This is a genomic window from Candidatus Amarolinea dominans (genome assembly GCF_016704685.1).
Lineage (GTDB): Bacteria > Chloroflexota > Anaerolineae > SSC4 > Amarolineaceae > Amarolinea > Amarolinea dominans.
Genome location: NZ_JADIZS010000064.1, coordinates 1 through 22,164, shown reverse-complemented (window position 1 = coordinate 22,164; position 22,164 = coordinate 1). Strand labels below are relative to the sequence as shown.

The following is a 22,164-nucleotide window of genomic DNA, read 5'->3' as shown; positions in this document are numbered from 1 at the left end:
AAAAAGAATCATAAGTGCGAATAGTAACAATCTGTACTCGATTGTTTGACAAATGGAGTCAGTATAGATATGATTGGCCCCATCTTATGGTTGAGATGATCGTTGATCCTGTTTCTGTGCCCAAAACGTGACCGAACCTGAGTAGATCAAGGAGTGAAGCGCATGGCCCAAGCCTCGACCGCGCCCGCCCAGGCGTCTGCGGAACGCCTAATGCCGGTAAATACCCCTAAGCTGGGGATGTGGATCTTTTGGCATCCGAAGTGATGTTCTTCAGCGCGCCCATCGCCGCGTTCATGATGTTCCGGCTACGCGGCCCGGCCGATGCCAATCAGATCTTGAACATCCCGTTGACGGCCTTCAATACCTTTGTGCTGTTGACCAGCAGCATGACGGTGGTGTTAGCCCTGGCCGCGGCCCAACGCAACGATCAGGCGAAATTGCGCCTCTGGTTGTTCGCCTCGCTGCTCTGCGGCGGCACGTTCCTAGGTGTGCAGGTCATCGAGTATTTCAAGCTCTTCGAAGAAGGGCTGACCATCAGCAGCAGCATGTTTGGCACCATTTTCTTCACGCTGACCGGTTTTCACGGCCTGCATGTGTTCATTGGGCTGTTGTGGCTGGTGGGGATTATCGTGCAGGCGTTGCGCGGCCGTTTCAACGCGGATTACAGTATGAGCCTGGAAATCTTCGGCCTCTACTGGCATTTTGTGGACATTGTGTGGATCATCCTGTTCGTCATCGTCTACCTGATCTGAGGTAAGGGGGCAATCAAGACTATGAGTGAGAATACATCGCTTCTACCGACCGTGGCCCATGAGGCCCATGCCCAGCCCAACTATGTGGCTGTTTACATTGCCCTGGCTGTCCTGACCTTCATGGAACTTGGGGTCACGTTCCTGCCCATCCCCAAAGGGGGCCAGGTGATGATCCTGCTGGCCTTTGCATTTTCCAAGCTGGTCCTGGTGGTCATGTACTACATGCACCTGAAATTCGACACGCGCATCTATGCGATCATCTTTACCGTACCCGTCTTCTTTGCGCTCCTCATCCTGGGCGGCCTGCTCATGTAGTGAACGGCAGTTCGGCTTCATTGACTCATTGACTCATTGACTCATTGACTCATTTCTGAAGGCATGTTACAATCTGATTGTGGGAGTTCACACCGTTGAACTCCCATCAGGCCGCTGGCGCTTCGTTCAGGAGGGACCTGGACGCCGGCCAGGCCAGGAGTTTTCGGGCATCTGTCCTGTGGAATTTTCGCCAGGAGAACCGACATGCCGCTTCGCGATCATTTTCATCCACCGCTGAGCGTTCAGCGCCACTGGCATGGGTTTCATAACGCGTGGGCAACATTCATCGCGACCGATCTCAATCAGCGCCTTCCCCCCGGTTACTTTGCTGAACCCAACGTGCAGTTCGGCATCGAAATTGATGTCGCCGCCTTCCAGGAGCCGCTCCTTGACGCCCATCCACCTGGCCCCGTTGCAGCATGGACGGCGCCGGCGCCGCCCCTCTCGGCGCCTTTCGTGCTGACTTCCGACATTGTGGAGGTGGAAATCTTCAGCGACTCGGGCGGGCCTACCCTGACTGCGGCCATCGAACTGGTCAGCCCGGCCAACAAGGACCGCCCGGCGCATCGCGCCGCGTTCGTGGCGAAATGCGAAACCTACTTGCGCCAGGGCATCAGCCTGATCATCGTTGACATTGTCGGCGGGCGCAATGCCAATCTACACAATGACCTCCTACGCAAATTGACACCGCCGTGTCGCCGCTGGCAGCGACCGATATGCAGCGGCGTATCGAGCATGGCGGAAGCAAGACACACCTCAACTTGACATCTGGCCGGAAGCCCTGACCCTGGGACGCTCCTTGCCCACCCTACCGCTTTGGTTGCAGAACCAGGTCAGCGTGCCCGTTGATCTGAATCTGACCTACGAGCAGACCTGCGCCAGCCAGAGAATCCGGGGCAACGGCGCCGGTTGATGCGCGACTTTCTTGACGCTCAGATGCAGAGGCGTTATCTATGACTTCTCTATCCAGCTTTCGTCTGCTGCGCCCTACGCTGCATGGCCTCAGCCTCGAAGTGGCCGAACTGGCCGGTATTCGTGTGCGGCTGAATGCGACACTGCTGCTGTGGTTCTTGACAGATCGCGCCCTTGTAATTGTGACATTTCTTCTACCGGCGGTGCTGATTCACGAACTGGCGCATGCCTTCGTTGCGCAACGACTCGGCCTCGGTTCGGGAACGATCACGCTGTGGTTTGTTGGCGGCATCTTGTCCCCAATCTGCCGGCCGATCACCCGCTGGAGTTGTCGCGCAGCCAACGCCAAAGCTACGCCGCCGTGATCGCAGCCGGGCCAGCCAGCAACCTGGCGTTGTCCCTGTGTTCGTTCATGGCGTTCCAAATATCGGACTGGGCGCCGCTTTCCACATTTGGCCGCGTCAATTTGGCGCTCGGTCTTTTCAACTTGCTACCGCTTCCCATGTTCGACGGCGGTAAGCTGTTGTTCATTCTTGGCCTGAATTGGCTGAATCGGCGCGTCAGCCTTCTGGTCGTGATCCTCCTTTCGGCTGCGCTAGGCGCCTGGGCGGTGTTCATGGGCAGACCCGATCTGCTGGTATTCGTTGTTCCGCCGGTGTTGTTCACGATGAGTGAGATGGTCAAGAGTGACCAACAGGTCAAGGTCGAGCTTACCCGTGTGCGTGATCTATTGAAGCCTGATGGTTTTGCCTGGACGGAGCCTGATACGCCCTTGACTGCCCTTTGCGCAACAAGAAGGAGTTGGCCTCTGGTTGATTCGCCAGCCTGGCGGGGCGCCGCACACGATTGATCGGCCCTACTTGCTGCCGTCAGATCGCCAGGCTTGGTAACGTGAACGCTTCCGCGGACGGTTGCGCGTCCCCTCTATGGCGAGGTGAATCTGATGCTCGCTTGCAGGATGTTGTCGCGCATGCAGCGCAGTTACTTGCCAGCCGTCCCAGTAGTCGATCAGGGGAAAATCGTCGGCACGGTGGATTTCTGGCAAATCGAGTCCCTCGATGAGTAAACTTGCTGCCAATCTGATAGCCAAAGTATCGCCTGACAGCAATTGAGATTTCAGCCACTTTCATGGGCGAAAGCCGCCGGATACACCTCCGATTTCGGATGCATCTATCTTTCAAGGGAACCAGGTATGCCGAACCTATTACAGCGCGAGAACCCCGAGACCTCGACACAGTATCACCTGACTCTGCTTCGACCCTGCCCGGGCCTGATCATGAGTTGATTGCCGAGGGTTTGGCGCAGGGCCTGGAAGGGCTTGACCTTCTTCTGTGGGGATATGAGCGCAATTTCGACCCTACGCTGCTGGCTGAGAACCTGAAGCTGACGCCGGACGAGCGCGTGCGCAAGGCCATTGCCACACTGCGCTTTGTCGAAGAGCTTCGCCGCGCGGGTAACGCGTTTCGAGGTGCGCCATGACCGATTTCGAGGGAGTGCTTCATGCCCTGGCAGCACAACAGGTCGAGTTCATCCTCATTGGCCCGCGCACGTCAGCCGCGGGGAACATGATGCGGGGTCGGAGAATCGCGCAACTCTGGCGTACATCTTGCGTATTGGTAGCGGGTGAGAAAAGATGGACTTGATTGATTGGGTGGGCGTGGCCAAGAACGCGCTGTGGATCCTGGGCCTGGCTGTCATGCTGGCCGCCTTCAGTTACGCCGATTGGTGGGCCGCAACCAACCATGCCCGCCTGCGCACCGTCCTGGGCGCTCCGATCTTCCAAACCCCGTTCAACCTGGGCCTGACCTTGTTTGCCGCCGGCCTGGCCAGCACCAGCCGCACCTGGTGGGAGATTGGCGCCTGGATCGTGCTGTGTCTCCTTTTTGCCTGGCAGACCATCGCCTCCTGGCGCAGCCGTGCGCCGGCCGCAGCGCCGCCAGCCATGCCCCCTGAGCGCCCCGCAGATTCCCCGGACGCCTGAAGCCTGTGTGACTGACCCGTGGTTTTTTTTCCCAATTCGTGCCCTTGTGAGGAAGGAGTTTGACTGTGAGTAATCAACGTACTAATTTTGCCCTGGGAGCGATCCTGCTGCTGGCGGGTCTTTTCCTGCTGCTCGTCAATTTCGACATCCTGGGCGACCTGAGTGGAACGGTGTGGGGACTGGTGTTCGTGGCCGGCGGCCTGGCGTTCGTTGCGCCTCTACCTGGGCAACCGGCAGCAGTGGTGGCCGATAATCCCAGGGCTGACCCTGGTCGGCGTCGGCCTGCTTATTTTGCTCAGGACAACAGGCCTGGACGAGAGCTGGCTGCCGTCCATCCTCTTCCTGTCCATCGGCGCTGCGTTCCTGGTGGTGTACGCCACCCAACCGGCCTCGAACTGGTGGGCCATCATCCCGGCCGGTGTCATGGGCAGCCTGGCGATGGTCGTGATATCAGGCGAACTCGGTGGCGCGGTCATGATGCTGGGCCTGGCCGCCACCTTCGGCCTGGTCTACCTGCAGGGCGCGCTGCGCAGCCTGCATCCGCAGTTCTGGTGGGCGCTGATTCCGGCCGGTGTGCTGGGGGTCATCGGCCTGTTCCTCCTGGCCGGCGAGGTGGAACAACTGGCATGGGTGGGGCGCCTGTGGCCGGTGGTGCTCATCCTGATCGGCGTTGGCGTCCTCTTGCGCGGTGGTTTCCAGCCGCGCGCCGAGCGTTGAGCCATGACCAACACGAATGTGAGCGCACGCAAGCGCAATACGATTCTGCGGGGGCGGCGCCTGCTGCTGGTTGGCGTCTTCCTGCTCCTGGTCAATCAGCACGCACTCGATCCCTACGCGCCGACCTGGCAGTACGTCGTGGCCGCTCTCTCGTGGACTGGGCGGAATCGCCTTTTGATCCTGTTCGTGCGTGATGTCGTGCATTGGTGGCCGATCATCCCTGCCTTCACCCTGCTGACGGTCGGTGTCATCATCTTTCTGACCACACAGACGGCCGCGGTGGTGGGTGAGGTGCTCGGTTCGATCCTGTTTTTGGCATCGCGTTCGCGTTTGCCGTGATTTTCCTGCTCGACCGCAACCGCTGGTGGGCGATCATTCCCATGGGGGTGCTGCTGTTGGTCAGCGCCACCACCGCGCTGAGCACTTTCCAGGTCAGCTCCGACGTGCTGAGCGCGACGCTGTTCATCGGCATGGGGTTCGTGTTTCTCCTGGTCTACCTGCTTGGCCCGCACAAGCGCGAGGTGTGGTGGGCGCTGGTGCCGGCCACGGCCCTGGTGGCCTTTGGCCTGTTCACCTTCGTCTTCAGCAAAGCGACTGGCGACCTGCAACTGACGGTGGTCAGCTGGTGGCCCGCGCTGCTGGTGTTGCTCGGCGTCTTCCTGCTTGTGCGCGGCGTTGCCATGTTGGGCGGGCGCACCCTGCCAGCGGCCGATCTCACCTTGCCGTCGCTACCGGCGCCCGGGGAATTGCCCGCCGCGCCCAGCACAGCCGTCATCCATCCGCAGGACAACACCGCGACCAGTGTGACGCCATCTGTATCGCCGTCGCCGCCGGCCGCGCCGCCGCTGCTTGAGCCTGAACCGCCCGCGCCGGTGGATGCAGAGACACCGTTCTGAAAGAGGATGGGGGCCTCACCTCACCCCCCCCCGGCCCCTTCTCCTCTCCGCACGGCGGAGAGGAGAAGGGGGGAAGAGAGCGGGGCCTCACCTCACCCCCCGGCCCCCTCTCCTCTCCGCACGGCGGAGAGGAGAGGGGGGGAAGAGGTCGTTCTTTTAGAAAGCCTTTGCGTCCCTGCGTCCTGGCGCCTTTGCGTTGAAATTCGTTCCTGCCGCGTTCAATCCATTACCTGAACAGCCTTTGTGTCCCTGCGTCCTGGCGTCTTTGCGTTGAAATCCGTTCCCGCCGCGCTCAATCCACTCCTGCTTGCGCGATCAGTATCGAGACGCGGCTGGCTGTCAGCTCGTGCGTGCGCCAGGCGGCCGTGAAACCGAGGTCGGTCAGCCGGCCGGGCATCGCCAACATCATGCGCTGGGCGGCCGGATCGGGCGTGAGCAGGGCCTGCAGAAGACGCGCCAGCAGGTTGGGCCGGAAGACCTCCCCGCCGTCCACCCAGAGGACGCATCCGCCTGGCGCCAGCACGCGGCGGAATTCCTGCCAGGTGCGCAGATCGAAGACGAAGGCGGTGGGAAAGGTGAGGATGATGCAATCAACGCTGGCCGCGGGTAGTGGGATGGCCTGCGCCAGCCCCTGCACCGGAATGACGGGTGCGCCCTGGGCCGAGCGCATCTCGCTGTTGCTGCTCGGACCATGCCGGTGGACATGGTCATCGGCGCCGAGATTGATGGTTGCCCGCTCTGCCGCCAACCCACCCTGACGCAAACGCCTGACGGCCGCATCCAGCATGGGGGCCGAACGATCGAGGCCGACAACCAGGCTTCCTGCGGCGGACAGCTCGGCCAGCAGCGCGCCGGTGCCGCAGCCCACTTCGAGGATACGCGGCCTGACGCCCGTCGCGGTCGCTTGACCGGCCAGCATCACCATGGCCTGCCGGCGCCAGGTGTGCCACTCGCCGTTGGAGAAGAGCCACGCCGCCGCTTCGTACAGCGGCGTCAGCAGTCCATAAGCCAGCCAGGACGCCAGGATAAACACGCTTCGCCGGAGCCAGGTCATCCTGGCGTCGCCCTTCGGTCTCTACCCAAGCCGCACCAGATAAACATGGATCGTCACACCCTCATCCTCGCGGACAAACTCCAACTCCCTTCCGGTAAGCGTCCGTAAATCGCCGGCCGGGCGTGGAAGACCACCAGGTAGCCGGTAGTTTGCCCCTCGCTGCGCAAATAGCTCTGCACCTGCGTCACGCTGGCGTCGAATGCGGCCGGCCCGCGCCAGAGCTTGGTCTCGATGACATAGCGCTGTCCGTTGAACACGACGATCACATCGAGCCGTCCGGCGCCCGACGGCACCTCGGCAAAGACCTCGCCGCCCACCTGCCGCACCAGCAGGTCCAGGTAGGCCGTGAGCAAGTACTGCCCCTGTGGCCTCCTGCGGCGTCTCGCTGATCTTGAACGCGCGCGCCCGCGCCGCTCGACGAACGCGCGGAAGCGTGACAGAATCACATCCATCTGCAGGCGTCCGTCCACCACGTGCGGCCGGAAATCATAACCATTGGCAACCGCCGCGCCCTGGATGCCCGCTTCGATCGGGCGGAAGGCGGCAAACAAAACCACCTGGTAGATGGGGTTGGCAATGCGACAAGCGCCGTCTGGCCGCGCCTCGATCACGCCCTGCTCGTGCAGTTCCCGCACTACCGGGTTGTTCAGGTTGAATTCGTAATCCACGCCGGCCATGATGCGCAAAACCGTGGCCTTGTGTGGGTTGGCGTGGCGAACGATCGTCTCGAAGTTGTAGTTGCTTTCAGTGGTCATCCGCCGGAACGCCTGCTCCAGATCAGCGCCAGAGATCGGCTGCGCCCGATTCAGCGCCACCTGCTCGGTCAGGATGTCTGCCAGGCGGTTCACCAGGAACGGATGCCCGGCGGTCTGACGGTAGATTTCCGGCGCTGACGCCTGGCGCAAACGCCTGGCCGCGCTCGGCCGTGTACTGAGCCAGCAGAGCATCTACTTCATCTTCCGAAAACCCCGGCAAGTTGAGTTGGCGGGCGATATTGAAGGGCGAACTCTGGCCCAGGTTCAATGCCGCGATGTTGCGTAGGCCGACCAGGACCGCGCTGTGCAGGCTGCGCGGCGGTTCGGCTTCCAGGTACAGCTTGCGCAGAGTTTGCAGCAAGGGCGCAATGGCGCGCGGTGGTGTACCGTCGAACTCGTCAATGATCAGAACCAGCCTGACTTCCGGGACCAGTTTGTGGAAACGCTTCAGAAAAGCGCGCAGCCCCCCATAACGGTCGAACCGGCTCTGCGCAACCATCTCCTGGACGGCGTCGTGCCGGGGGTGCGCTCCTGCTGCCAGGTATTCGATGATCTTCTCCCCGATCTCAGCGCCGATGTCCAGCAAGAAGTCGGGCGTTTCCCAGTCGGCGTAATCCTGGAAATTGAGCACAACGAGGAGATAGTTGGGCTGCGCCTGCAAGCGCTCGGCCAACTGCCGCAGGAGGGTGGTTTTTCCCATCTGGCGTGGGGCGAAGACCGTGAAGTAGCTGCCGGCGCTGACCTGGTCGGTCAGCATGTCCAGCAGCTCACGCCGCGGCACGATGTAGTGCTCCTTCTCGTTGACCGGGCCGTAGGTGTTGAAGTAGCGCATGATCGTTTTCCTCTGCTCAGGCGCCCGGCGTGAGCACCAATCCCGTCACTCCTGGATCAAGCCGCAGCACGGCGCCGGGCGGCGGCTCCTGTGTCAGCAGGTAATCGGCCAACGGCTCGCGCACGAACTTGCGGATGATGCGACGCAAGGGGCGGGCGCCCCATTCGGGATGATCGTTCTGCGCCAGCAACCAGGTGATGGCGTCTGCGGTTATTTCCAGGCCAGGCTGCGCTCGGCCAGCAGCTTGTTCTCTTTCTTGATCATCAGCAGCAGGATCTTGCGCAGCTCCTCCTGCGTCAGCGGCAGGAACATGATGATCTCATCCAGGCGGTTGAGGAACTCCGGCCGGAAGAATTGCTTGACCTTGAGCATGACCAGCTCGCGCGTTTCTTCGCTGAGAATAGTCTGCTCCAGGAATTCGGCGCCCAGGTTACTGGTCATGATGATGACCGCCTCGGAGAAGGTGGTCATCCGCCCCTGGCCGTCGGTCAGGCGTCCCTCCTCCATCACCTGCAGCAGCACGTCGAGCACACGCGGATGCGCCTTCTCCACTTCGTCGAACAGCACCACGGTGTAGGGGCGCTGGCGCACGCGGTCAGTCAACTGGCCGCCGCTTTCGTAGCCGACATAGCCGGGCGGCGCGCCGATCAGGCGGTTGACGGTGTGTTCCTGCTGATATTCGCTCATGTCCAGCACCACCATCGCGTTCTCATCGTCGAACAGGAACTCGGCCAGGGCCTTGGCCAGCTCGGTCTTGCCAACGCCGGTGGGGCCAAGAAAGAGAAACGAGCCGATGGGGCGGCTGGGGTCTTTGAGACCCACGCGCGCGGTCTTGACCGCGCGGCTTAGCGCCAGCACCGCTTCTTCCTGGCCGATGATGCGCTGGTGCAGGAACTCCACCATGTTGGCAAAGCGCTCCGGTCATCTGCGCCCAGTTTTGCCACCGGCACGCCGCTCATCAGGCTGGCCGCGACCAGGATATCTTCTTCATCCAGAGTGTTGTCCTGCGCAGCGCCGGGCGTCTGCCCCGCGGCCTGCGTGGGGTGAAAGGCGACGTGCGGCTGATTGCCCATGCGCACCACGGCCGCGGCCCGGTGCAGCAACTGCACGGCCGCGGTGGGCAGCGGGTTTTGCCCAAGATAGCGCTTGCTGCACGGAGGCGGCGCGCCAGGGCCTTCGGGTTGATGATGATGCCGTACTCCCGCTCGATCGCGGCCTGATGCAGGCCCAGAATCGTGGTGGTATCGGCCAGGTTGGTCTCAGACACGCGCAGGACATGGCTGCGCTCGGTAATCAGGCTGTCATTGGCGATGGCCGCGCTGTAGCCCGCGTCGGTCGCTGTGGCGATGACCACCGCGCTGCCATCCAGGAAAGCGCGGCGCACCGCGGTGGTCGCCTTGGGGAACTCGGCATCGAGGGAATTGCCCAGGAAGCGCTGGGCGCCTGGCAAGAAAAGGATGCCGCCGTTGGCCTGTTTGGCCGCGGCCTGCACCGCTTTGCCGGCATCGTCGAGCAGCGCCGTCTCCGCAATGGTGATGACCGACTTCAGATCGGGCGGCCCCTTGCCCTCGGCGATGAGCAGGGCCAGGCTGCGCACCAGTGAGCGCTTGCCGACTCCGGCCGGCCCCACCAGGATCACATGGCGATTTTCTGCCAGCGCCAGCAGGCTCAACAGGTCGCAGCAGGTCCCCGCGGTGAAAGACAGGCGCCAGCTCGCCCGCTTTGGCCTGCGCCACCCAGTCCGGGCTGGTCACGCGGCGGGCCACGGCCGCATCGGCCAGCAGGTTGGTCATGGCCGCAGGGGTGATGCCATAGCGTTGCAGCATGGCCGCGGTGGAGACGCCCCCTCTGGCTCATGGCCGCCAGCGCGGGCGCGGTGCCGACGTAGATTTCCCCGGCCGCCTGGGCAATGGCGTGCCCTTCGTCCAGGACAACGATCATTTCATCGGAAAGGGCGACCGGACGCCCGTCATCGCCCTGAAAGTCGAGGCTGGCGTTGCGCCCGTCGCGCATCTCGGCCATCGTCTGTGCGGTGCGCGCCATCTCATCCAACTTGAAGCCGCGCTCCGTGGCCAGTCTTTGCAGCACACGGTTGGCATCGAGGTCCGGGCTGGTGACGAACAGGTAGAGCAGGATTTCCGGCGTCAGCACCGTTTTGTTGAAGCGCTGCCGCAGCGGCCGCGCTGCGTTCAGCGCCTTGCTCATCTCTGGCGCGAGGATGGTCGGATTCAGTGTTCCCATGGGTCGTTCCTGGTTATCGAACGGTGATGAATGATCTACGGCATCAGCGGGCGGCGCTTGTCAATGTCGAAACCGTAGCCGTCCACGAGCACATGCATGGTGACGCCCAGCATGGCGACCGGTTTGATTTCATCCATCTTATGAATGTCGGTGTATTCCAGTGAATTGCAGTCCACGATCACCACGCTGTGCTGGCCGATGACGCGCAGGCGATTATCTGGCTCGATGATAATGGCGGTATCCTCGTCAATGCCGACGCCGAGCAGAAAGGGGTTGTACGCGGCCGCGGCCATCAGGCGGCCGGTGCGCAGGCGCTGGCTGAAGTGTTGATCAATGATCAGGCGGTTGGTCAGCCCCAGGCCGGGCGCAAAGTTGACCATGCGCTGGATCGGCGTGCTGCCCTGCTGGCCGAAGGCGATCATGTGTTCGCACAGCACGGCCGCGCCTGCGCTGGTGCCGCCAATCAAGACGCCGGCGGCGTTGGCGCGGCGGATGGCTTGCGCCAGCGGGGTGCCGCCCAACAGGGCCGAGAAGCGCAACTGGTTGCCGCCCACCAGGAAGATGCCGGTTGCGGCCTGCAGCGGCGCCAGGTGCGCCGGTTCGATCGCGTCCTGGCGATTGAACACCGGCAAGATCTCAACGGTCGCCGCGCCAAACGACTGGAAGATATCCAGGTGCATCTGGCCCGCGCCTTGCCGGTCTTCGGACGCGGTGGGAATGACCACCAGGCGGGCGTCATCGCCCCCGGCCAGGGTGTAGAAATGGCGCAAGATGCGGCGCGCGCCGGCTCTATCTTCGGCGCCGCCGATAGCCATCAATAGCCCGCGCTGGCTACCGGCCGGAATAGGTGCAGGTGACATGATCTCCAATCTCTCTCTTTAGAACGAACTACGCGCCGGTTCGGCCAGGATGTTCTCTTCCTCGTGCAGGCCGCGCTGGTCAATGTTGTAGTAGTGATCGTGCGGCAGCTGCTGGAATTCGATGCCTTCGATGGCGACGGACTGGCCGAAGGGGACTTCGTACAGGTTGGTGTGCGTGATGCCGCTGCCGTTGGCGAGGGCGGCGGCGACTGCGCCTACGCCTTCGAGGAGATTGCCGGGGTGCAGTACAACCGCCGCGTTGGCGTGAATGCCGACGCCCAGCAGGAAGGGGTTGGCGGCAACCGCCACGCACAGCGGGCCGTACCAGGCCTCGCGCGTGTAGTCGGCCACGAAGATGACGCGATTGGTCAGCCCCAGGCCAGGCGCAAAGCGCACGATGCCACGTTCCGGCAGCGACCGCTTCTCGGCATGGGCGATCATGTGCTCGGCCAGGAAGGCGCCGGCATGGCGCTGCCGGCCACCACCTTGCCGCGCGCATGGCCGCGACGGATGGCCTGCGCCACCGGGGTGCCGCCCAACACCGTGGAGAGGCGCAGCGGGTTGCCATCGGTGAAGAAGTAGGCGGTGGCGTGTTGAATCACCGCCTGCGCGTCCGCGCTGCGGGCATCCAGCCGGGTGCGGATGGGCAGCAGTTCAACCCAGTTGACCCCCCAGCGCGCAAAGAGGGCGCGCACCTGCTCGGCCGCGCCAAAATCCCGGCTGGCCGTGGGAATGATGGCGATGCGGGCGCCGAAGCTGCCGGCCAATTGCCAGAAATACTGCAGGATGGTACTGGTGTCGCTGAACGACTCATGGCCGCCGGTCGCGACGAGGGCGCCTCGAGTAAAGCCGGCCGGTACAGGTGCTGGCATACGGTGGGTGAAACCTCACTGCTTGGAATGGCAGCTATTGTACACGCTTTCACCCACCGCGGCAAGATGGCTGAGGGTAGAAAAACGCTAATCGCGCACAGGCGCCGCCACCCGGATGCGGCTCCTCATCACCAGGGCCAGCACCATGAAGACCGCGGCAAAGAGCCAGATGACGCTGTACGAGGTGAGGTCAATCAACCCGCCGGCAATGATCGGCCCGGCGATGGCAGCCAGCGATGAGGCGAAGTAGTACAGCCCGGTCAACGCGCCGATGGCATGATTGCCGCCCACGTCGTAGACCAGCGGCAGGGAGTTGATGTTGACCAGCGCCCAGAAACCGCCCATCAGCGCCAGGAGCACGAGCAGGATCGTGGGGTTGGTCAGCATCAGGACCAGGATCAGCCCGACCATCATGCCGAAGAGGCCGATCATGATGGTCGTTTTGCGGCCGATGCGGTTGGCAATCAGACCGCTGGGGATGGCAAACAGGATGAGCATGGCCGCAAACGCGGTGAGCATCTGCGTGCCGGTGCCCACCGCGATGCCGAGCACTTCGCGCACGTAGAGCGTGAAGAAGGCCTCGACCGCGTTCCAGGCCATGAACCAGCAGAAAATGGCGAGCAGCATGAACAGGCCGTTCGGATTCTCCCCGCTCGTCACTTCACGCAGGCTGTCCCAGACGCCGGGCGCAGCTTCATGGGATGCGTCAATTGCGGGCGCTTCCGGCTCACGCACGAAGGCCAGCACCACAGCGACCGCAATCAGGAGCAGCAGCGCGCCGACGATGAACGGCAGCGGCACGCCCATCTTGAACAGGGCGCCGCCGCCAAAGAGGGCGATCGCGCCGCCAACCCCGCCCATGAGATTGATGACGCCATTGGCCTTACTGCGCTGCTCGGATGGATACAAATCGCCCAGGTAAGCGACAGTGGGCGAGCGGAAGAGCGCCATGCCGATGTTGGTGCCCAGGATGGCGAGGGCGAGGAGGACGAAGTTGGTGCGCACGAAAGGCACCAGGATGAAGAAACCGGCGGCCAGCGGCGCGCCGGCCATCAACCACGGCTTGCGCCGGCCCCAGCGACTGCGCGTGCGGTCGCTGCGCGCGCCCACCCAGGGCTGGAGGAACATGTTGATCAGGTTGTCCCAGGTGAGGATGAAACCGACGACCAGGGCCGAAAGGCCCAAGTCCTCCAGGAACGGCGGGATCAGGCTGTTGAACAGCGGCCAGACCACGCTGATGCCCAGAAAGCCAAAACCGAGAACGAACGTCTTTTTCCAGTCAAACTTCATGCGTGCCTCCCTCGATGAGATACAATTGCGTTAACCTCCATTGTTTCCCCCAATCGAATCAACGGATGGCAATATCATACCGCAGATGACCAACTTGATCAAAATGAATTTACTAGAGAAACTCACGTGTCCCCACATTCAGGGGCGCGCTACACCCCATCGAACGACTCGTATACCAGTGTCCAAGATCTCTTTGACCAGTGGGTTGCTTGGCGTGAAATCTTTCGGATTGAAGGGCAAAACCTCCAAATCCGTGCTGATCGAAATGGTGATCTTCCGAATTTTGTTCTTGTCTGCAAAACGAATGCCCTCGAATTCGCTAGATACCAATGCCAAATCAATGTCACTCCACTGATTCGCCTGGCCGCTGGCATAGCTACCAAACAAGATTGCGTCCTGAATCTGAAATCCATGGTCTCTTAGCGAAGTCAGATATTGTGCGATGATTCGTCGAACGTGATTTGGGATCTCAGCCATGAGACAAACTCCTTGATTCTGATGAAATAGCTCTCTGCGAATTCCTGGGTGCAGAACTTGTAAAACTCGCTGCGGTATTCGGGGTATCTCACTTCCAGGTTGAAGTCGTTGACTTCATCCAAAAAGAGCTGTTGGTCTAAGGTGGATTTGCATGGGTGACATGCAATTGTAATGGCTATCGTCAATTCGTGAAAATCCGTGGCAGAGAATCCGTAGAGTCTTTTGCCACGAATTACACGAATTCACACGAAAACAACAGAACAATTCGTGAAAATTAGTGAAATTCGTGGCAGGGAGGATTGGCCCAGGTCAGGAAAACAAACGGTTGTGCAGCCGCGGAAGTTGTGCAATCATCGCGCGGGCGCCGCGGTGGCGCAGGTCGGCGCTCGCCAGGCGCAGCAGGCTCACCTGGTCCAGGTCAGGCTCCACCAGCACATCGGCCGAATGGGGATCATCCCCGGCCTGCAGGAGCAGCCAGGTGATGGCGGTCACGCCCTGCCAGAACATGCTGCGCGGCATGGCGCGCGGCGGCGGGAAACAGTTGACCGCGATGACCACATCGGCCCCGAACTGACGCGCAATCGAGATGGGGAGATTATTGGTGATCCCGCCGTCTACCAGCAGGCGCCCGTCCAGCTTGAGCGGCTCCACCATGCCAGGCACCGAGGAACTGGCACGCACGGCCGGCGCCAACGGCCCGTGCTGGAAGACGACCGGCTTACCGCTCATCAGGTCGCTGGCCACCACGATCAACGGCGTTTTGAGCTGCTCGAAGGTGGTGACACCGGCGGTTTGTTCCACCCAGCGCTCCAGGCGTGCAAAGGTGACGCCGAACCCGCTGGCGCGTGACGGACGCAATGGCCGCGCAATGCGGTCCCAGCGCATCAACTCAGAGACTTGCCGTACCTGTTCGTGGCTCCCACTGGCGCAATAGGCCGCGCCGACCATCGCGCCGGAGCTGACTCCCACGACGAAATCAATGGGAACGCCCTGGCCCTCGAGCACTTCCAGCACGCCGACATGGAGCAGGCCGCGGGCCACGCCGCCACCCAATACCAGTCCGATTCGCTTGTTACTTGACCAATTCATTGTTTTCCGACTCGATCTCACAAGAAACCCGGCTTCTCGCAGAAGCCGGGTTTCTGTCTGCTACCACAGCGCGGCCACTGCCTCTGGCAGATCCAACGCGCTCAGTTTTTCCGGCAGGGGCTTGCCTGTTTCCCAATCCCAACCGCGCAGCCGGTAGTAGATCGGCAGCATCATCTCGAAGTCCAGGCTGTTACCCTCGGTGTTGCTCTTGACCAGCGGGGTGCGCAGGAGCTTGGGCAGGGTGTCATCGGCGCGCGTGGCGCCCAAACGGCAGTTGAGCGCGCGCTTGAGGTTGGTGATGCGTTCGCCCATGCGCGCGATCCAGGCATAGTCCGCTTCGATCCCGGCGATGCTGCGCAGCAGGCTGACCAGGTTGTCAATCTGCGGGTCCTCGAAATGGCAGAGGATGGCGCTGTTGGTGAAGCTGCGATAGTCCATCGTGCGCGCGGCCATCAGCGCCTGCGCCTCTGACTGCTCGAAGCGGTCGAGTAAGTCCAGGCCCAGTTCGGGGATGATGCGCCCGCGCCCCACTTCGTAGCAATCGCCTGACATGTGGTCCGCCCCGCGGTTGCCGGTGGCATAGACCAAGCCTTGCCCCATGAACGCACGCGGGTCATGGAACGGCACTTCCAGGTTCTTGACCTGCACGGCCAGTTCGGGGACCCCGAAGTGCGTTGCGACGGCCAGGGCGCCTTCGGCGGCGATGTCGCCAATGCCTTCGCGGCTGCCAATCATGCGCGTCAGGCGAATGGCCGGTTCGGGGTCGCCCCAGGGCAGCGCCATGCCGATTTGCTCGGCGCTGATGATCCCTTCATTGTAAAGGTAGTAGAGCAGCCCGATGGTACTCGCCGTGGAGATGGTGTCCATGCCCAACTGGTTGCAGATATGCCCGGCCATGCCGGCCGCCTGCATGTCGGGCGAGTCCAGGTTGGTGGTGAAGCCCGCGACCGTTTCGTATTCCGGCCCGTCCACCACCGGCTCCTGATACTTGTCCAGGTGGACTTCGCGATTGCAGGCGATGGGGCAGCGGAAGCACGCCAGGTGGCGGGTGAGCATGGTTTCGGCCATCGTGCTCATGTTGACGTTATTTTCGAGGTGTGCTGATTCGCTGGCGGTGTAATAGCGCCGCGGCACGTCGCCGTACATGAAGCCGGCATCCAAACTGAGCACGGTGCCGCCCACGCGCAGCGCCTGCGTGAGGAGGTCTTCGATGACGAACTTCATCGTGCGCCGCAGCGTCTCTTTGAACTCTTTGGGATCGGCCAACGGGATTTCCGCGCGGCCGTACGCGGCAATGGCCTTGAGCTTCTTGCTGCCCATGACCGCGCCCAGCCCGGTGCGCGCGGCGCAACGGCCGTGATCGTTCATCACCGCGGCGAATTTGACCAGCCGTTCCCCGGCCGGCCCAATGCAAGCCACGCGCGCCTTGGGCTGGCTGATCTCGGCCTTGACCCGCTCCTGCACCGCGTAGCTGTCGAGACCCCACAGGTGGCTGGCGTCGTGCAACTGCGCTTCGCCGTTAAGGATGCTCAGGTAGACCGGTGTTTGCGCCTGGCCCGTGATGATGATGCCGTCGAAGCCGGCCTGGCGCAGGGCCGGGCCGAAGAAGCCGCCGCTGTTGCCCTCACCGGTCAGGCGGGTGGCGGGCGAGCGCGTCACCACGCTGAAGCGGCCCGCGGCCGGGGTGGCGGTGCCGACCAACGGCCCGGTCATGAAGATGAGCGGGTTGTCCGGCCCCAGCGGGTCGGTGTCAGCCGTGACATAATCCCACAGATAGCGGGCGCCCAGCCCGCTGCCGCCCAGGAAACGGGCTGCGTAGTCTGCGTTCAGCGGTTCGATCCAGGTGCGCTGCTGCGTCAGATCAACCCGCAGGATTTGGCCGAGATAGCCAGGGAGGGTGGTCATACGAGTGTCCTCGTTTTCGTCAGGCGCTGCCCCGAAAGCACGGTCGGCAGCGGTTCCTTATTCGGGGCAGATCATTCCGGCGGCGGCCCGGCGACGATCACCGTCACCAGGCCGCGGCGGTTTCAGGCGCGCATGCGCTCAAAAGTCAATCGGTGTGCCATCGAAGGTGTAGCGCAGGAGTTTGGCGGTGTCGGCCCGATTAGGCACACGGGCGGACATCGTCACCGAGGTGTCGTCTTGGACCAGCAGCACCATGCGGCTGATTTCGTCGTCGTACTGCGCGGGTTCGATGCCCATCTCGGCCGCGGAGAGGGGCAGGCCCAGTCGGCGCTCCAGGTCGCGGATGGCGGCCGCCAGGCTGGCCGCGCTTTGCGCCTCATCCGCGGCCGGCAGGCTCAGGAAGCGCGCAATGTCCGCGTAACGGGTCGGGTCCTGGCCGCGCACGCAGTATTCGATGGTGTAGGGCAGGTACATGCCCACGCTGCGGCCGTGCGGGATGTGGAAACTGGCGCCCAGGGTATGGCCCAGCGAGTGGGCGAGTCCCGCTTGCGCGTTGCCGAAGGCCATGCCGGCGATGGTGGCGGCGTTGTGCATGCGCTCGCGCGCCTCCATGTCCCTGGCGCCCTGGCTGACCGCGGTCGGCAGGTAGCTGAACACCAGTTGGATGGCCTTCAGCGCCAGGCCGTCGGAGAAATCGTTGTGCCAGGAGCTGGTGTAGGCCTCGATGGCGTGCGTGAGCACGTCAATGCCGGTGTCCGCGGTGACGCGGGGCGGCAGGTTGGCCGTCAGCGCCGGGTCCACGATCGCCAGGTCGGGCAAAATCTCGCGCGAGGCCAGGCCGAGCTTGCGCCGCTCTTCCACATCGGTCAACACCGTGGCCCAGGTTGCTTCCGAGCCGGTGCCGCTGGTAGTGGGGATGGCGATCAGGCGCGCCTTGCTGCGCAGGCCAATGGGCACGATCGGGTTGATCGCGGCCGGTTCGATGTCGGGGTATTCGTACAGGATCCACATGGCTTTGGCCGCGTCCATGGCGCTGCCGCCGCCCAGGCCGATGATCCAGTCTGGTTCGAACTCCAGCATGGCCGCCGCGCCCTTGCGCACGGTTTGCAGCGAAGGCTCCGGCTCCACGTCCGAAAAGACGGCCGCGGGGATGCCGGCCTCCTTCAACTGGGCGATGACCATCTCCGGATAGCCCAGTTTTGCCAACACGGCATCGGTGACAATGAAGGCGCGCTGACCCTGCAGTTGGCTGAGGTAGCTCAGGGCATCCTCGCCATAGACGATCTCAGGCGCTTTGAAAAACCACATAACCGCCTCCTACGTGCTGCGCGTGGGAACCCGGCCGGCGAGACGCCGTCGCCTCGCGTGCGGCCAGGGCCCTTTAGACCTCGTCGGGATACTGCGTGGGGATGAAGGTGGTGCAGCGCACCAACTCATTGGCGGCTTTGACCGACTTCATGATCTTGAGCATGTTGCCCTGCAGCTTCAGCTTGCGCGTGACCAGGGCCTGAATGGGGTCAATTTTGCGGCCGATGACCTGTTTCCACGCGGCCAGCGGCGCGGCAATGATAAATTCTGGGGTCTTGACCGTGCGATCCGCCAGCATGCCGGCCTCGCGGCATTTGCCGTGCCACAGATCGAGGTACATTACCTCTTCCTTGACGACACCCTGGCCCGGATCCACAATAAAATAGAAGTCGCCTTCCCACGTGGCCGCAGCCTCCGCGTAATTTTGACTCTGGTTCAGTTCCACCTGCAACTGCTTTGCCCATTCCTCGCTCGGAAACGGAAGTTTCATCGCTCGCTACTCCTTTATGTGATCCAATGGACGCAGCGCAAAGATGACGCACTGCGATATGGTCATTGTAACATGCTTTTGGCCTGCTGACAAAGCGCAGGGGCGCATTGGCGGGCGGCGCCCCGCGCTCGGCGGCTTGTTCATTCCGGTGCAGTCGTCTATAATGGCGTCAGGATTTTTTGCCACGAATTGCACGAAAGAAGAAAACAATTCGTGAAAATTAGTGAAATTCGTGGCAGAGAAATCTGGGCGGATTTTTGCCACGAATTGCACGAATTGACACGAAGGCAGAAGAATAATTCGTGAAAATTAGTGAAATTCGTGGCAGAAAAAATGTACATCGAAGGAGTGTACCCGATGCCTCTGCAACCTGGCATGATTCTGGAAAACCGTTACCGCGTGGAAGCGCTGCTTGGTCAGGGCGGGATGGGCGCGGTCTACAAGGCGTTCGATCAGCGCCTGCGCATGGCCGTGGCGCTGAAGGAGAACAGCCTGGTGACGCCCGACGCCCGCGTCCAGTTCGAGCGCGAGGCGCTGACGTTGGCGCGGCTGCACCACAGCAACCTGCCCACGGTGACCGACCATTTCATCACGGCCGACGGCGCGCAGTACCTGGTGATGACCTTCATCGAGGGCATCAACCTGGCCGAGCTGCTGGCCGCGCGCGGCCGTCAAGCGCCGGCCGAGGTGCTGAGCTGGCTGGGGCAGGTGTGCGACGCCTTGACCTACCTGCACAGCCAGAATCCGCCCATCATTCACCGCGACATCAAGCCGCAGAACATCAAGATCACGCCGGAGGGGCACGCCTTCCTGGTGGACTTCGGCCTGAGCAAGGTGGGCTCAACCTACCAGAGCACAGCCAGCGGCGCGTTGGGCGTGACCGCGGGCTATGCGCCGCTGGAACAGTACGGCAGCGCGCACACCGATCAGCGCACCGATGTCTACGCGCTGACCGCCACGCTGTACGCGATGCTGACCGGCGAACCGCCGCCGGAGAGCGTCAAGCGCGCGGTGGGGACGGCCACGTTGACTCCGCCGCGCGCGCTGAACCCCACCCTCAGCCCGGCGCTGGACCGGGCGCTGCTGCACGGCCTGGAGACGCAGCCCACCAACCGGCCGCAGAGCGTGGCCGCGCTGCGGCAGGAGTTGGAGGCGGGCCTGGGCGCGGCCAAAGCCGTTCGCCCCGCGCCCCCGGCGCCGGTCGCCCCGCCCACCCAGGTCATTGGCCGGCCGTCGCCTCCGCCGCGACCCGCGTTAGCGCCGGCCCGGCGTGAACGCAACGTGTCAGCCTGGGCGCTGATCGGGATCGGCGCGCTGGCCGTGACGCTGCTGGTGGTGGGCATTGGGGCGTTGGGCCCCCGCGGCAAGCCCACGCCGACCGTGGTCGTCGGCCGGGCGACGGCGAAACCAATAGTGACCGTGACCCCGCTGACGGCGACGCCGCTGCCGAAGGATCCGGACACACTGACGCCGACAGTTACGCCTACGCCCTGCCCCCCCCCCCCCCCCCCCCCCCCCCCCGCCCCGCCCCCGCCGCCCCGGCGGCCCGCCCCCGGCCCCGGGGCGCCCGGTCCCCCCCCCGCGCCCGCGCGGCCCCCCCCCCCCCCCCCTCCCCCCCCCCCCCGTGGCGGAACGACGCGCGCGCGTGCAGGACGGGGCGGTGATGGTCTGGGTGCCGGCGGGCGAGTTCACGATGGGGTCGGCAGACAGCGACACGCAGGCGGGCAGTGATGAGAAGCCGCAGCATCGGGTGAATGTCGATGGGTTTTGGATAGACCGCACGGAAGTGACGAATGAGCAGTACCGGAAGTTCGTGGATGTCGGCGGTTACAACCAGAAGCAGTATTGGACCGAAGCCGGCTGGACGTGGAAGGGGCAGAACAATGCCACGCAGCCGGGTTGTTGGGGCGACGGCAATTTCAACCAGGGGCAGCAGCCGGTGGTGTGCGTGAGCTGGTACGAGGCATATGCCTATGCGCGCTGGGCCGGCGGTCGTCTGCCGAGTGAAGCGGAATGGGAGAAGGCGGCGCGAGGGACGGATGGGCGGATTTACCCCTGGGGGAATACGTGGGACGGGACGTGGGCGGACTTTTGTGACAAGAACTGTCAGTATGAATGGAAAGATGTTGGCGTGGATGATGGGTATGCCACCACAGCGCCGGTGGGGGAGTTATGCGAATGGGGTGAGTCCTTACGGAGCGCATGACCTGGCGGGGAACGCGTGGGAGTGGGTGAGCAGTAAATATGGGAGTTATCCTTACAGAGGTGATGATGGACGAGAGGACCAGAGTAGCACAGATGTTCGTGTCCTGCGGGGCGGGAGTTGGCTCTATGAAGCGTGGCTTGTGCGCTCCGCCAGCCGGGACTGGTTTGACCCCGGCTACCGCGTCAGCTATGTGGGTTTTCGGGTGGCGTCCCCCGGCCTCTGAGTCTCTGGCGTCTCTGGAATTCTGAGTCATGATGACCACGTGCTGGGTGTAAGCCAGGGAACAGCACGGCGAGACAGAGCTGAGCGGGGGTGCAGGGGGCAGCGGCCCGCTGCTTGGGTTGAGGTTGAGCGATTGAAATCGCGCCTGGTGGGCGTGCCGCCGGGCGTCCACCTCCGTGGACGCAATGCCGGTCGGCGCAGGCTGACTTGGGGGCGGAACGCCCTTGCGGCCCGAATTCATGCGGCGGCCGCAGTCGGCGCACGAGGCCTGAGCAGTTACGGACAGGGATAAGGCAAGCATGATTTGTTGCAGACGGCGACGTCACGCCAGAGACGTGACCTACGGCTGTAACGCAAGCCGGAGGCTTGCGCCGTTGATGTACCAAGCATGATTTTGTTGCTTGACAACGTCCAAACGCCGGTTCATCGGTTGGCTTGTTCATTCTTGAGGCATCGTCTATAATGCCTCACGCACGCTAGATTTCATTCAATCCGGTTGATGTAGTCGAAGATCAGGGAAATGAACTGTGAGCAACGCGACAAGTGACAACGTGCAAACCATAGATGACGACATGCGATCTGAGTATGATTTCTCGCGGGGCGTACGCGGAAAGCATGCTGCGGCCATGCAGGGCGGTTATACGATCATCATTCATGCCGCGGACGGTACGACGGTCACGCGTGAGGTCAAGCCAACCCAGGGAGCAGTGATCCTCGACCCAGATGTCCTGCGCTATTTCCCTGATTCCGATTCGGTGAATCGCGCACTGCGCACCCTGATTGCCCTTTTTCCAAAGGAATCTGTCCGCGACGGTCGGCGCACAGCCAGCGCAGGCAGGAGGCCGTGACGCGCTTCGAGCAGTGGCTGGAGGAAAACCTGGTGGCGCTGCAGGACGAATGAAAGAGAATCCGATGAAAAAGACAACCCCCTATTTGAGCCTACCCTACACGATTGAACTCAAGGGACGCAGAAGACGGCTGGTTTGTGCG

Annotated in this window: 29 protein-coding genes; 13 read left to right on the top strand and 16 right to left on the bottom strand. The window is 62.8% G+C overall.

Annotation, left to right across the window (positions count from 1 at the left end; translation table 11 throughout):
• The first annotated feature begins 239 nt into the window (after window positions 1-239).
• The 5 genes from IPF85_RS24150 (at window position 240) to IPF85_RS24130 (ending at window position 2,829) form a co-directional block, all read left to right on the top strand.
• Complete coding sequence (locus IPF85_RS24150) at window positions 240-752, top strand: cytochrome c oxidase subunit 3 (RefSeq protein ID WP_343410603.1); 513 nt, start codon at window positions 240-242, stop codon at window positions 750-752.
• Window positions 753-773: 21 nt separating this feature from the next.
• The gene (locus tag IPF85_RS24145; protein ID WP_343410602.1) at window positions 774-1,067 is read left to right on the top strand and encodes a cytochrome C oxidase subunit IV family protein; all 294 of its coding nucleotides are present in this window, start codon (window positions 774-776) and stop codon (window positions 1,065-1,067) included.
• Between the two features lie 204 nt (window positions 1,068-1,271).
• On the top strand, window positions 1,272-1,832 hold the full coding sequence (locus IPF85_RS24140) for a DUF4058 family protein (RefSeq protein ID WP_343410601.1): 561 nt from the start codon (window positions 1,272-1,274) through the stop codon (window positions 1,830-1,832).
• A gap of 188 nt (window positions 1,833-2,020) precedes the next feature.
• Window positions 2,021-2,344 (top strand): hypothetical protein, encoded by a 324-nt coding sequence (locus tag IPF85_RS24135; protein WP_343410600.1) that lies wholly within the window; start codon window positions 2,021-2,023, stop codon window positions 2,342-2,344.
• A 47-nt stretch (window positions 2,345-2,391) separates the two neighbouring features.
• Complete coding sequence (locus IPF85_RS24130) at window positions 2,392-2,829, top strand: M50 family metallopeptidase (protein ID WP_343410599.1); 438 nt, start codon at window positions 2,392-2,394, stop codon at window positions 2,827-2,829.
• 6 nt (window positions 2,830-2,835) lie between these two features.
• Here the strand turns inward: IPF85_RS24130 and IPF85_RS24125 are convergent, their stop codons facing one another.
• On the bottom strand, window positions 2,836-3,069 hold the full coding sequence (locus IPF85_RS24125; RefSeq protein ID WP_343410598.1) for a hypothetical protein: 234 nt from the start codon (window positions 3,067-3,069) through the stop codon (window positions 2,836-2,838).
• A gap of 191 nt (window positions 3,070-3,260) precedes the next feature.
• On the opposite strand from IPF85_RS24125, the gene IPF85_RS24120 reads away from it, so the two are divergent.
• The 5 genes from IPF85_RS24120 (at window position 3,261) to IPF85_RS24100 (ending at window position 5,573) form a co-directional block, all read left to right on the top strand.
• Window positions 3,261-3,458 carry a hypothetical protein gene (locus tag IPF85_RS24120; RefSeq protein WP_343410597.1) on the top strand — a complete coding sequence of 66 codons (198 nt, stop codon included), beginning with the start codon at window positions 3,261-3,263 and terminating at the stop codon, window positions 3,456-3,458.
• A gap of 154 nt (window positions 3,459-3,612) precedes the next feature.
• A complete protein-coding gene (locus IPF85_RS24115) occupies window positions 3,613-3,960 on the top strand; it encodes a hypothetical protein (protein WP_343410596.1) in 348 nt (115 codons plus the stop codon).
• 162 nt (window positions 3,961-4,122) lie between these two features.
• The gene (locus tag IPF85_RS24110) at window positions 4,123-4,677 is read left to right on the top strand and encodes a hypothetical protein (RefSeq protein WP_343410595.1); all 555 of its coding nucleotides are present in this window, start codon (window positions 4,123-4,125) and stop codon (window positions 4,675-4,677) included.
• A 3-nt stretch (window positions 4,678-4,680) separates the two neighbouring features.
• Complete coding sequence (locus IPF85_RS24105) at window positions 4,681-5,016, top strand: hypothetical protein (RefSeq protein ID WP_343410594.1); 336 nt, start codon at window positions 4,681-4,683, stop codon at window positions 5,014-5,016.
• On the top strand, window positions 5,013-5,573 hold the full coding sequence (locus IPF85_RS24100) for a hypothetical protein (protein ID WP_343410593.1): 561 nt from the start codon (window positions 5,013-5,015) through the stop codon (window positions 5,571-5,573). Before IPF85_RS24105 ends, IPF85_RS24100 begins: the two co-directional genes overlap by 4 nt.
• A gap of 292 nt (window positions 5,574-5,865) precedes the next feature.
• On the opposite strand, the gene IPF85_RS24095 is transcribed toward IPF85_RS24100, so the two are convergent.
• The 15 genes from IPF85_RS24095 to IPF85_RS24025 form a co-directional block, all read right to left on the bottom strand.
• Window positions 5,866-6,627, bottom strand: a complete 762-nt coding sequence (locus IPF85_RS24095) for a class I SAM-dependent methyltransferase (RefSeq protein WP_343410592.1) — start codon at window positions 6,625-6,627, stop codon at window positions 5,866-5,868.
• Between the two features lie 777 nt (window positions 6,628-7,404).
• Window positions 7,405-8,214, bottom strand: a complete 810-nt coding sequence (locus tag IPF85_RS24090; protein WP_343410591.1) for an ATP-binding protein — start codon at window positions 8,212-8,214, stop codon at window positions 7,405-7,407.
• Window positions 8,215-8,230: 16 nt separating this feature from the next.
• Window positions 8,231-8,404, bottom strand: a complete 174-nt coding sequence (locus IPF85_RS24085) for a hypothetical protein (RefSeq protein ID WP_343410590.1) — start codon at window positions 8,402-8,404, stop codon at window positions 8,231-8,233.
• A 20-nt stretch (window positions 8,405-8,424) separates the two neighbouring features.
• Complete coding sequence (locus IPF85_RS24080) at window positions 8,425-9,117, bottom strand: AAA family ATPase (RefSeq protein WP_343410589.1); 693 nt, start codon at window positions 9,115-9,117, stop codon at window positions 8,425-8,427.
• 55 nt (window positions 9,118-9,172) lie between these two features.
• Window positions 9,173-9,886, bottom strand: a complete 714-nt coding sequence (locus tag IPF85_RS24075) for a hypothetical protein (RefSeq protein ID WP_343410588.1) — start codon at window positions 9,884-9,886, stop codon at window positions 9,173-9,175.
• Window positions 9,883-10,455 (bottom strand): hypothetical protein, encoded by a 573-nt coding sequence (locus tag IPF85_RS24070; protein ID WP_343410587.1) that lies wholly within the window; start codon window positions 10,453-10,455, stop codon window positions 9,883-9,885. The genes IPF85_RS24075 and IPF85_RS24070 overlap by 4 nt, the downstream gene beginning before the upstream one ends.
• A gap of 35 nt (window positions 10,456-10,490) precedes the next feature.
• On the bottom strand, window positions 10,491-11,315 hold the full coding sequence (locus tag IPF85_RS24065) for a cyanophycinase (RefSeq protein WP_343410586.1): 825 nt from the start codon (window positions 11,313-11,315) through the stop codon (window positions 10,491-10,493).
• Window positions 11,316-11,333: 18 nt separating this feature from the next.
• Complete coding sequence (locus IPF85_RS24060) at window positions 11,334-11,756, bottom strand: hypothetical protein (RefSeq protein WP_343410585.1); 423 nt, start codon at window positions 11,754-11,756, stop codon at window positions 11,334-11,336.
• Entirely contained in the window at window positions 11,753-12,187 is a 435-nt protein-coding gene (locus tag IPF85_RS24055; protein ID WP_343410584.1) for a Type 1 glutamine amidotransferase-like domain-containing protein, read from the bottom strand. Before IPF85_RS24055 ends, IPF85_RS24060 begins: the two co-directional genes overlap by 4 nt.
• 87 nt (window positions 12,188-12,274) lie before the next feature.
• Complete coding sequence (locus IPF85_RS24050; RefSeq protein WP_343410583.1) at window positions 12,275-13,477, bottom strand: SLC45 family MFS transporter; 1,203 nt, start codon at window positions 13,475-13,477, stop codon at window positions 12,275-12,277.
• A 138-nt stretch (window positions 13,478-13,615) separates the two neighbouring features.
• A complete protein-coding gene (locus IPF85_RS24045; protein ID WP_343410582.1) occupies window positions 13,616-13,954 on the bottom strand; it encodes a nucleotidyltransferase domain-containing protein in 339 nt (112 codons plus the stop codon).
• A 309-nt stretch (window positions 13,955-14,263) separates the two neighbouring features.
• Entirely contained in the window at window positions 14,264-15,043 is a 780-nt protein-coding gene (locus IPF85_RS24040; protein ID WP_343410581.1) for a patatin-like phospholipase family protein, read from the bottom strand.
• A gap of 60 nt (window positions 15,044-15,103) precedes the next feature.
• Window positions 15,104-16,948, bottom strand: coding sequence for an aldehyde ferredoxin oxidoreductase family protein (locus tag IPF85_RS24035; protein ID WP_343410580.1), 1,845 nt, complete (start codon window positions 16,946-16,948; stop codon window positions 15,104-15,106).
• Window positions 16,949-17,086: 138 nt separating this feature from the next.
• On the bottom strand, window positions 17,087-18,256 hold the full coding sequence (locus tag IPF85_RS24030) for an iron-containing alcohol dehydrogenase (RefSeq protein WP_343410579.1): 1,170 nt from the start codon (window positions 18,254-18,256) through the stop codon (window positions 17,087-17,089).
• Between the two features lie 73 nt (window positions 18,257-18,329).
• Complete coding sequence (locus tag IPF85_RS24025) at window positions 18,330-18,746, bottom strand: SCP2 sterol-binding domain-containing protein (protein WP_343410578.1); 417 nt, start codon at window positions 18,744-18,746, stop codon at window positions 18,330-18,332.
• Between the two features lie 357 nt (window positions 18,747-19,103).
• Here IPF85_RS24025 and IPF85_RS24020 point away from each other — a divergent pair, with 357 nt between their 5' ends.
• The 3 genes from IPF85_RS24020 to IPF85_RS24010 all read left to right on the top strand — a co-directional run bounded on the left by IPF85_RS24020 (window position 19,104) and on the right by IPF85_RS24010 (window position 22,022).
• The gene (locus tag IPF85_RS24020; protein WP_343410577.1) at window positions 19,104-20,477 is read left to right on the top strand and encodes a serine/threonine-protein kinase; all 1,374 of its coding nucleotides are present in this window, start codon (window positions 19,104-19,106) and stop codon (window positions 20,475-20,477) included.
• Window positions 20,410-20,952 carry an SUMF1/EgtB/PvdO family nonheme iron enzyme gene (locus IPF85_RS24015; RefSeq protein WP_343410607.1) on the top strand — a complete coding sequence of 181 codons (543 nt, stop codon included), beginning with the start codon at window positions 20,410-20,412 and terminating at the stop codon, window positions 20,950-20,952. Before IPF85_RS24020 ends, IPF85_RS24015 begins: the two co-directional genes overlap by 68 nt.
• A gap of 749 nt (window positions 20,953-21,701) precedes the next feature.
• Window positions 21,702-22,022: a hypothetical protein gene (locus tag IPF85_RS24010; RefSeq protein WP_343410576.1), complete on the top strand. Its 321-nt coding sequence runs from the start codon at window positions 21,702-21,704 to the stop codon at window positions 22,020-22,022.
• Window positions 22,023-22,164: the final 142 nt, after the last annotated feature.

Excerpts from the sequence above, each read along its gene's own strand:
- IPF85_RS24145 (WP_343410602.1), top strand. The coding sequence starts at position 774 with ATGAGTGAGAATACATCGCTTCTACCGACCGTGGCCCATGAGGCCCAT.
- IPF85_RS24140 (WP_343410601.1), top strand. The coding sequence starts at position 1,272 with ATGCCGCTTCGCGATCATTTTCATCCACCGCTGAGCGTTCAGCGCCAC.
- IPF85_RS24135 (WP_343410600.1), top strand. The coding sequence starts at position 2,021 with ATGACTTCTCTATCCAGCTTTCGTCTGCTGCGCCCTACGCTGCATGGC.
- IPF85_RS24130 (WP_343410599.1), top strand. The coding sequence starts at position 2,392 with ATGGCGTTCCAAATATCGGACTGGGCGCCGCTTTCCACATTTGGCCGC.
- IPF85_RS24115 (WP_343410596.1), top strand. The coding sequence starts at position 3,613 with ATGGACTTGATTGATTGGGTGGGCGTGGCCAAGAACGCGCTGTGGATC.
- IPF85_RS24105 (WP_343410594.1), top strand. The coding sequence starts at position 4,681 with ATGACCAACACGAATGTGAGCGCACGCAAGCGCAATACGATTCTGCGG.
- IPF85_RS24095 (WP_343410592.1), bottom strand. The coding sequence starts at position 6,627 with ATGACCTGGCTCCGGCGAAGCGTGTTTATCCTGGCGTCCTGGCTGGCT.
- IPF85_RS24090 (WP_343410591.1), bottom strand. The coding sequence starts at position 8,214 with ATGCGCTACTTCAACACCTACGGCCCGGTCAACGAGAAGGAGCACTAC.
- IPF85_RS24080 (WP_343410589.1), bottom strand. The coding sequence starts at position 9,117 with ATGGTGGAGTTCCTGCACCAGCGCATCATCGGCCAGGAAGAAGCGGTG.
- IPF85_RS24070 (WP_343410587.1), bottom strand. The coding sequence starts at position 10,455 with ATGGGAACACTGAATCCGACCATCCTCGCGCCAGAGATGAGCAAGGCG.
- IPF85_RS24065 (WP_343410586.1), bottom strand. The coding sequence starts at position 11,315 with ATGTCACCTGCACCTATTCCGGCCGGTAGCCAGCGCGGGCTATTGATG.
- IPF85_RS24060 (WP_343410585.1), bottom strand. The coding sequence starts at position 11,756 with ATGATCGCCCATGCCGAGAAGCGGTCGCTGCCGGAACGTGGCATCGTG.
- IPF85_RS24055 (WP_343410584.1), bottom strand. The coding sequence starts at position 12,187 with ATGCCAGCACCTGTACCGGCCGGCTTTACTCGAGGCGCCCTCGTCGCG.
- IPF85_RS24050 (WP_343410583.1), bottom strand. The coding sequence starts at position 13,477 with ATGAAGTTTGACTGGAAAAAGACGTTCGTTCTCGGTTTTGGCTTTCTG.
- IPF85_RS24045 (WP_343410582.1), bottom strand. The coding sequence starts at position 13,954 with ATGGCTGAGATCCCAAATCACGTTCGACGAATCATCGCACAATATCTG.
- IPF85_RS24040 (WP_343410581.1), bottom strand. The coding sequence starts at position 15,043 with ATGAATTGGTCAAGTAACAAGCGAATCGGACTGGTATTGGGTGGCGGC.
- IPF85_RS24035 (WP_343410580.1), bottom strand. The coding sequence starts at position 16,948 with ATGACCACCCTCCCTGGCTATCTCGGCCAAATCCTGCGGGTTGATCTG.
- IPF85_RS24030 (WP_343410579.1), bottom strand. The coding sequence starts at position 18,256 with ATGTGGTTTTTCAAAGCGCCTGAGATCGTCTATGGCGAGGATGCCCTG.
- IPF85_RS24025 (WP_343410578.1), bottom strand. The coding sequence starts at position 18,746 with ATGAAACTTCCGTTTCCGAGCGAGGAATGGGCAAAGCAGTTGCAGGTG.
- IPF85_RS24020 (WP_343410577.1), top strand. The coding sequence starts at position 19,104 with ATGCCTCTGCAACCTGGCATGATTCTGGAAAACCGTTACCGCGTGGAA.
- IPF85_RS24015 (WP_343410607.1), top strand. The coding sequence starts at position 20,410 with ATGGTCTGGGTGCCGGCGGGCGAGTTCACGATGGGGTCGGCAGACAGC.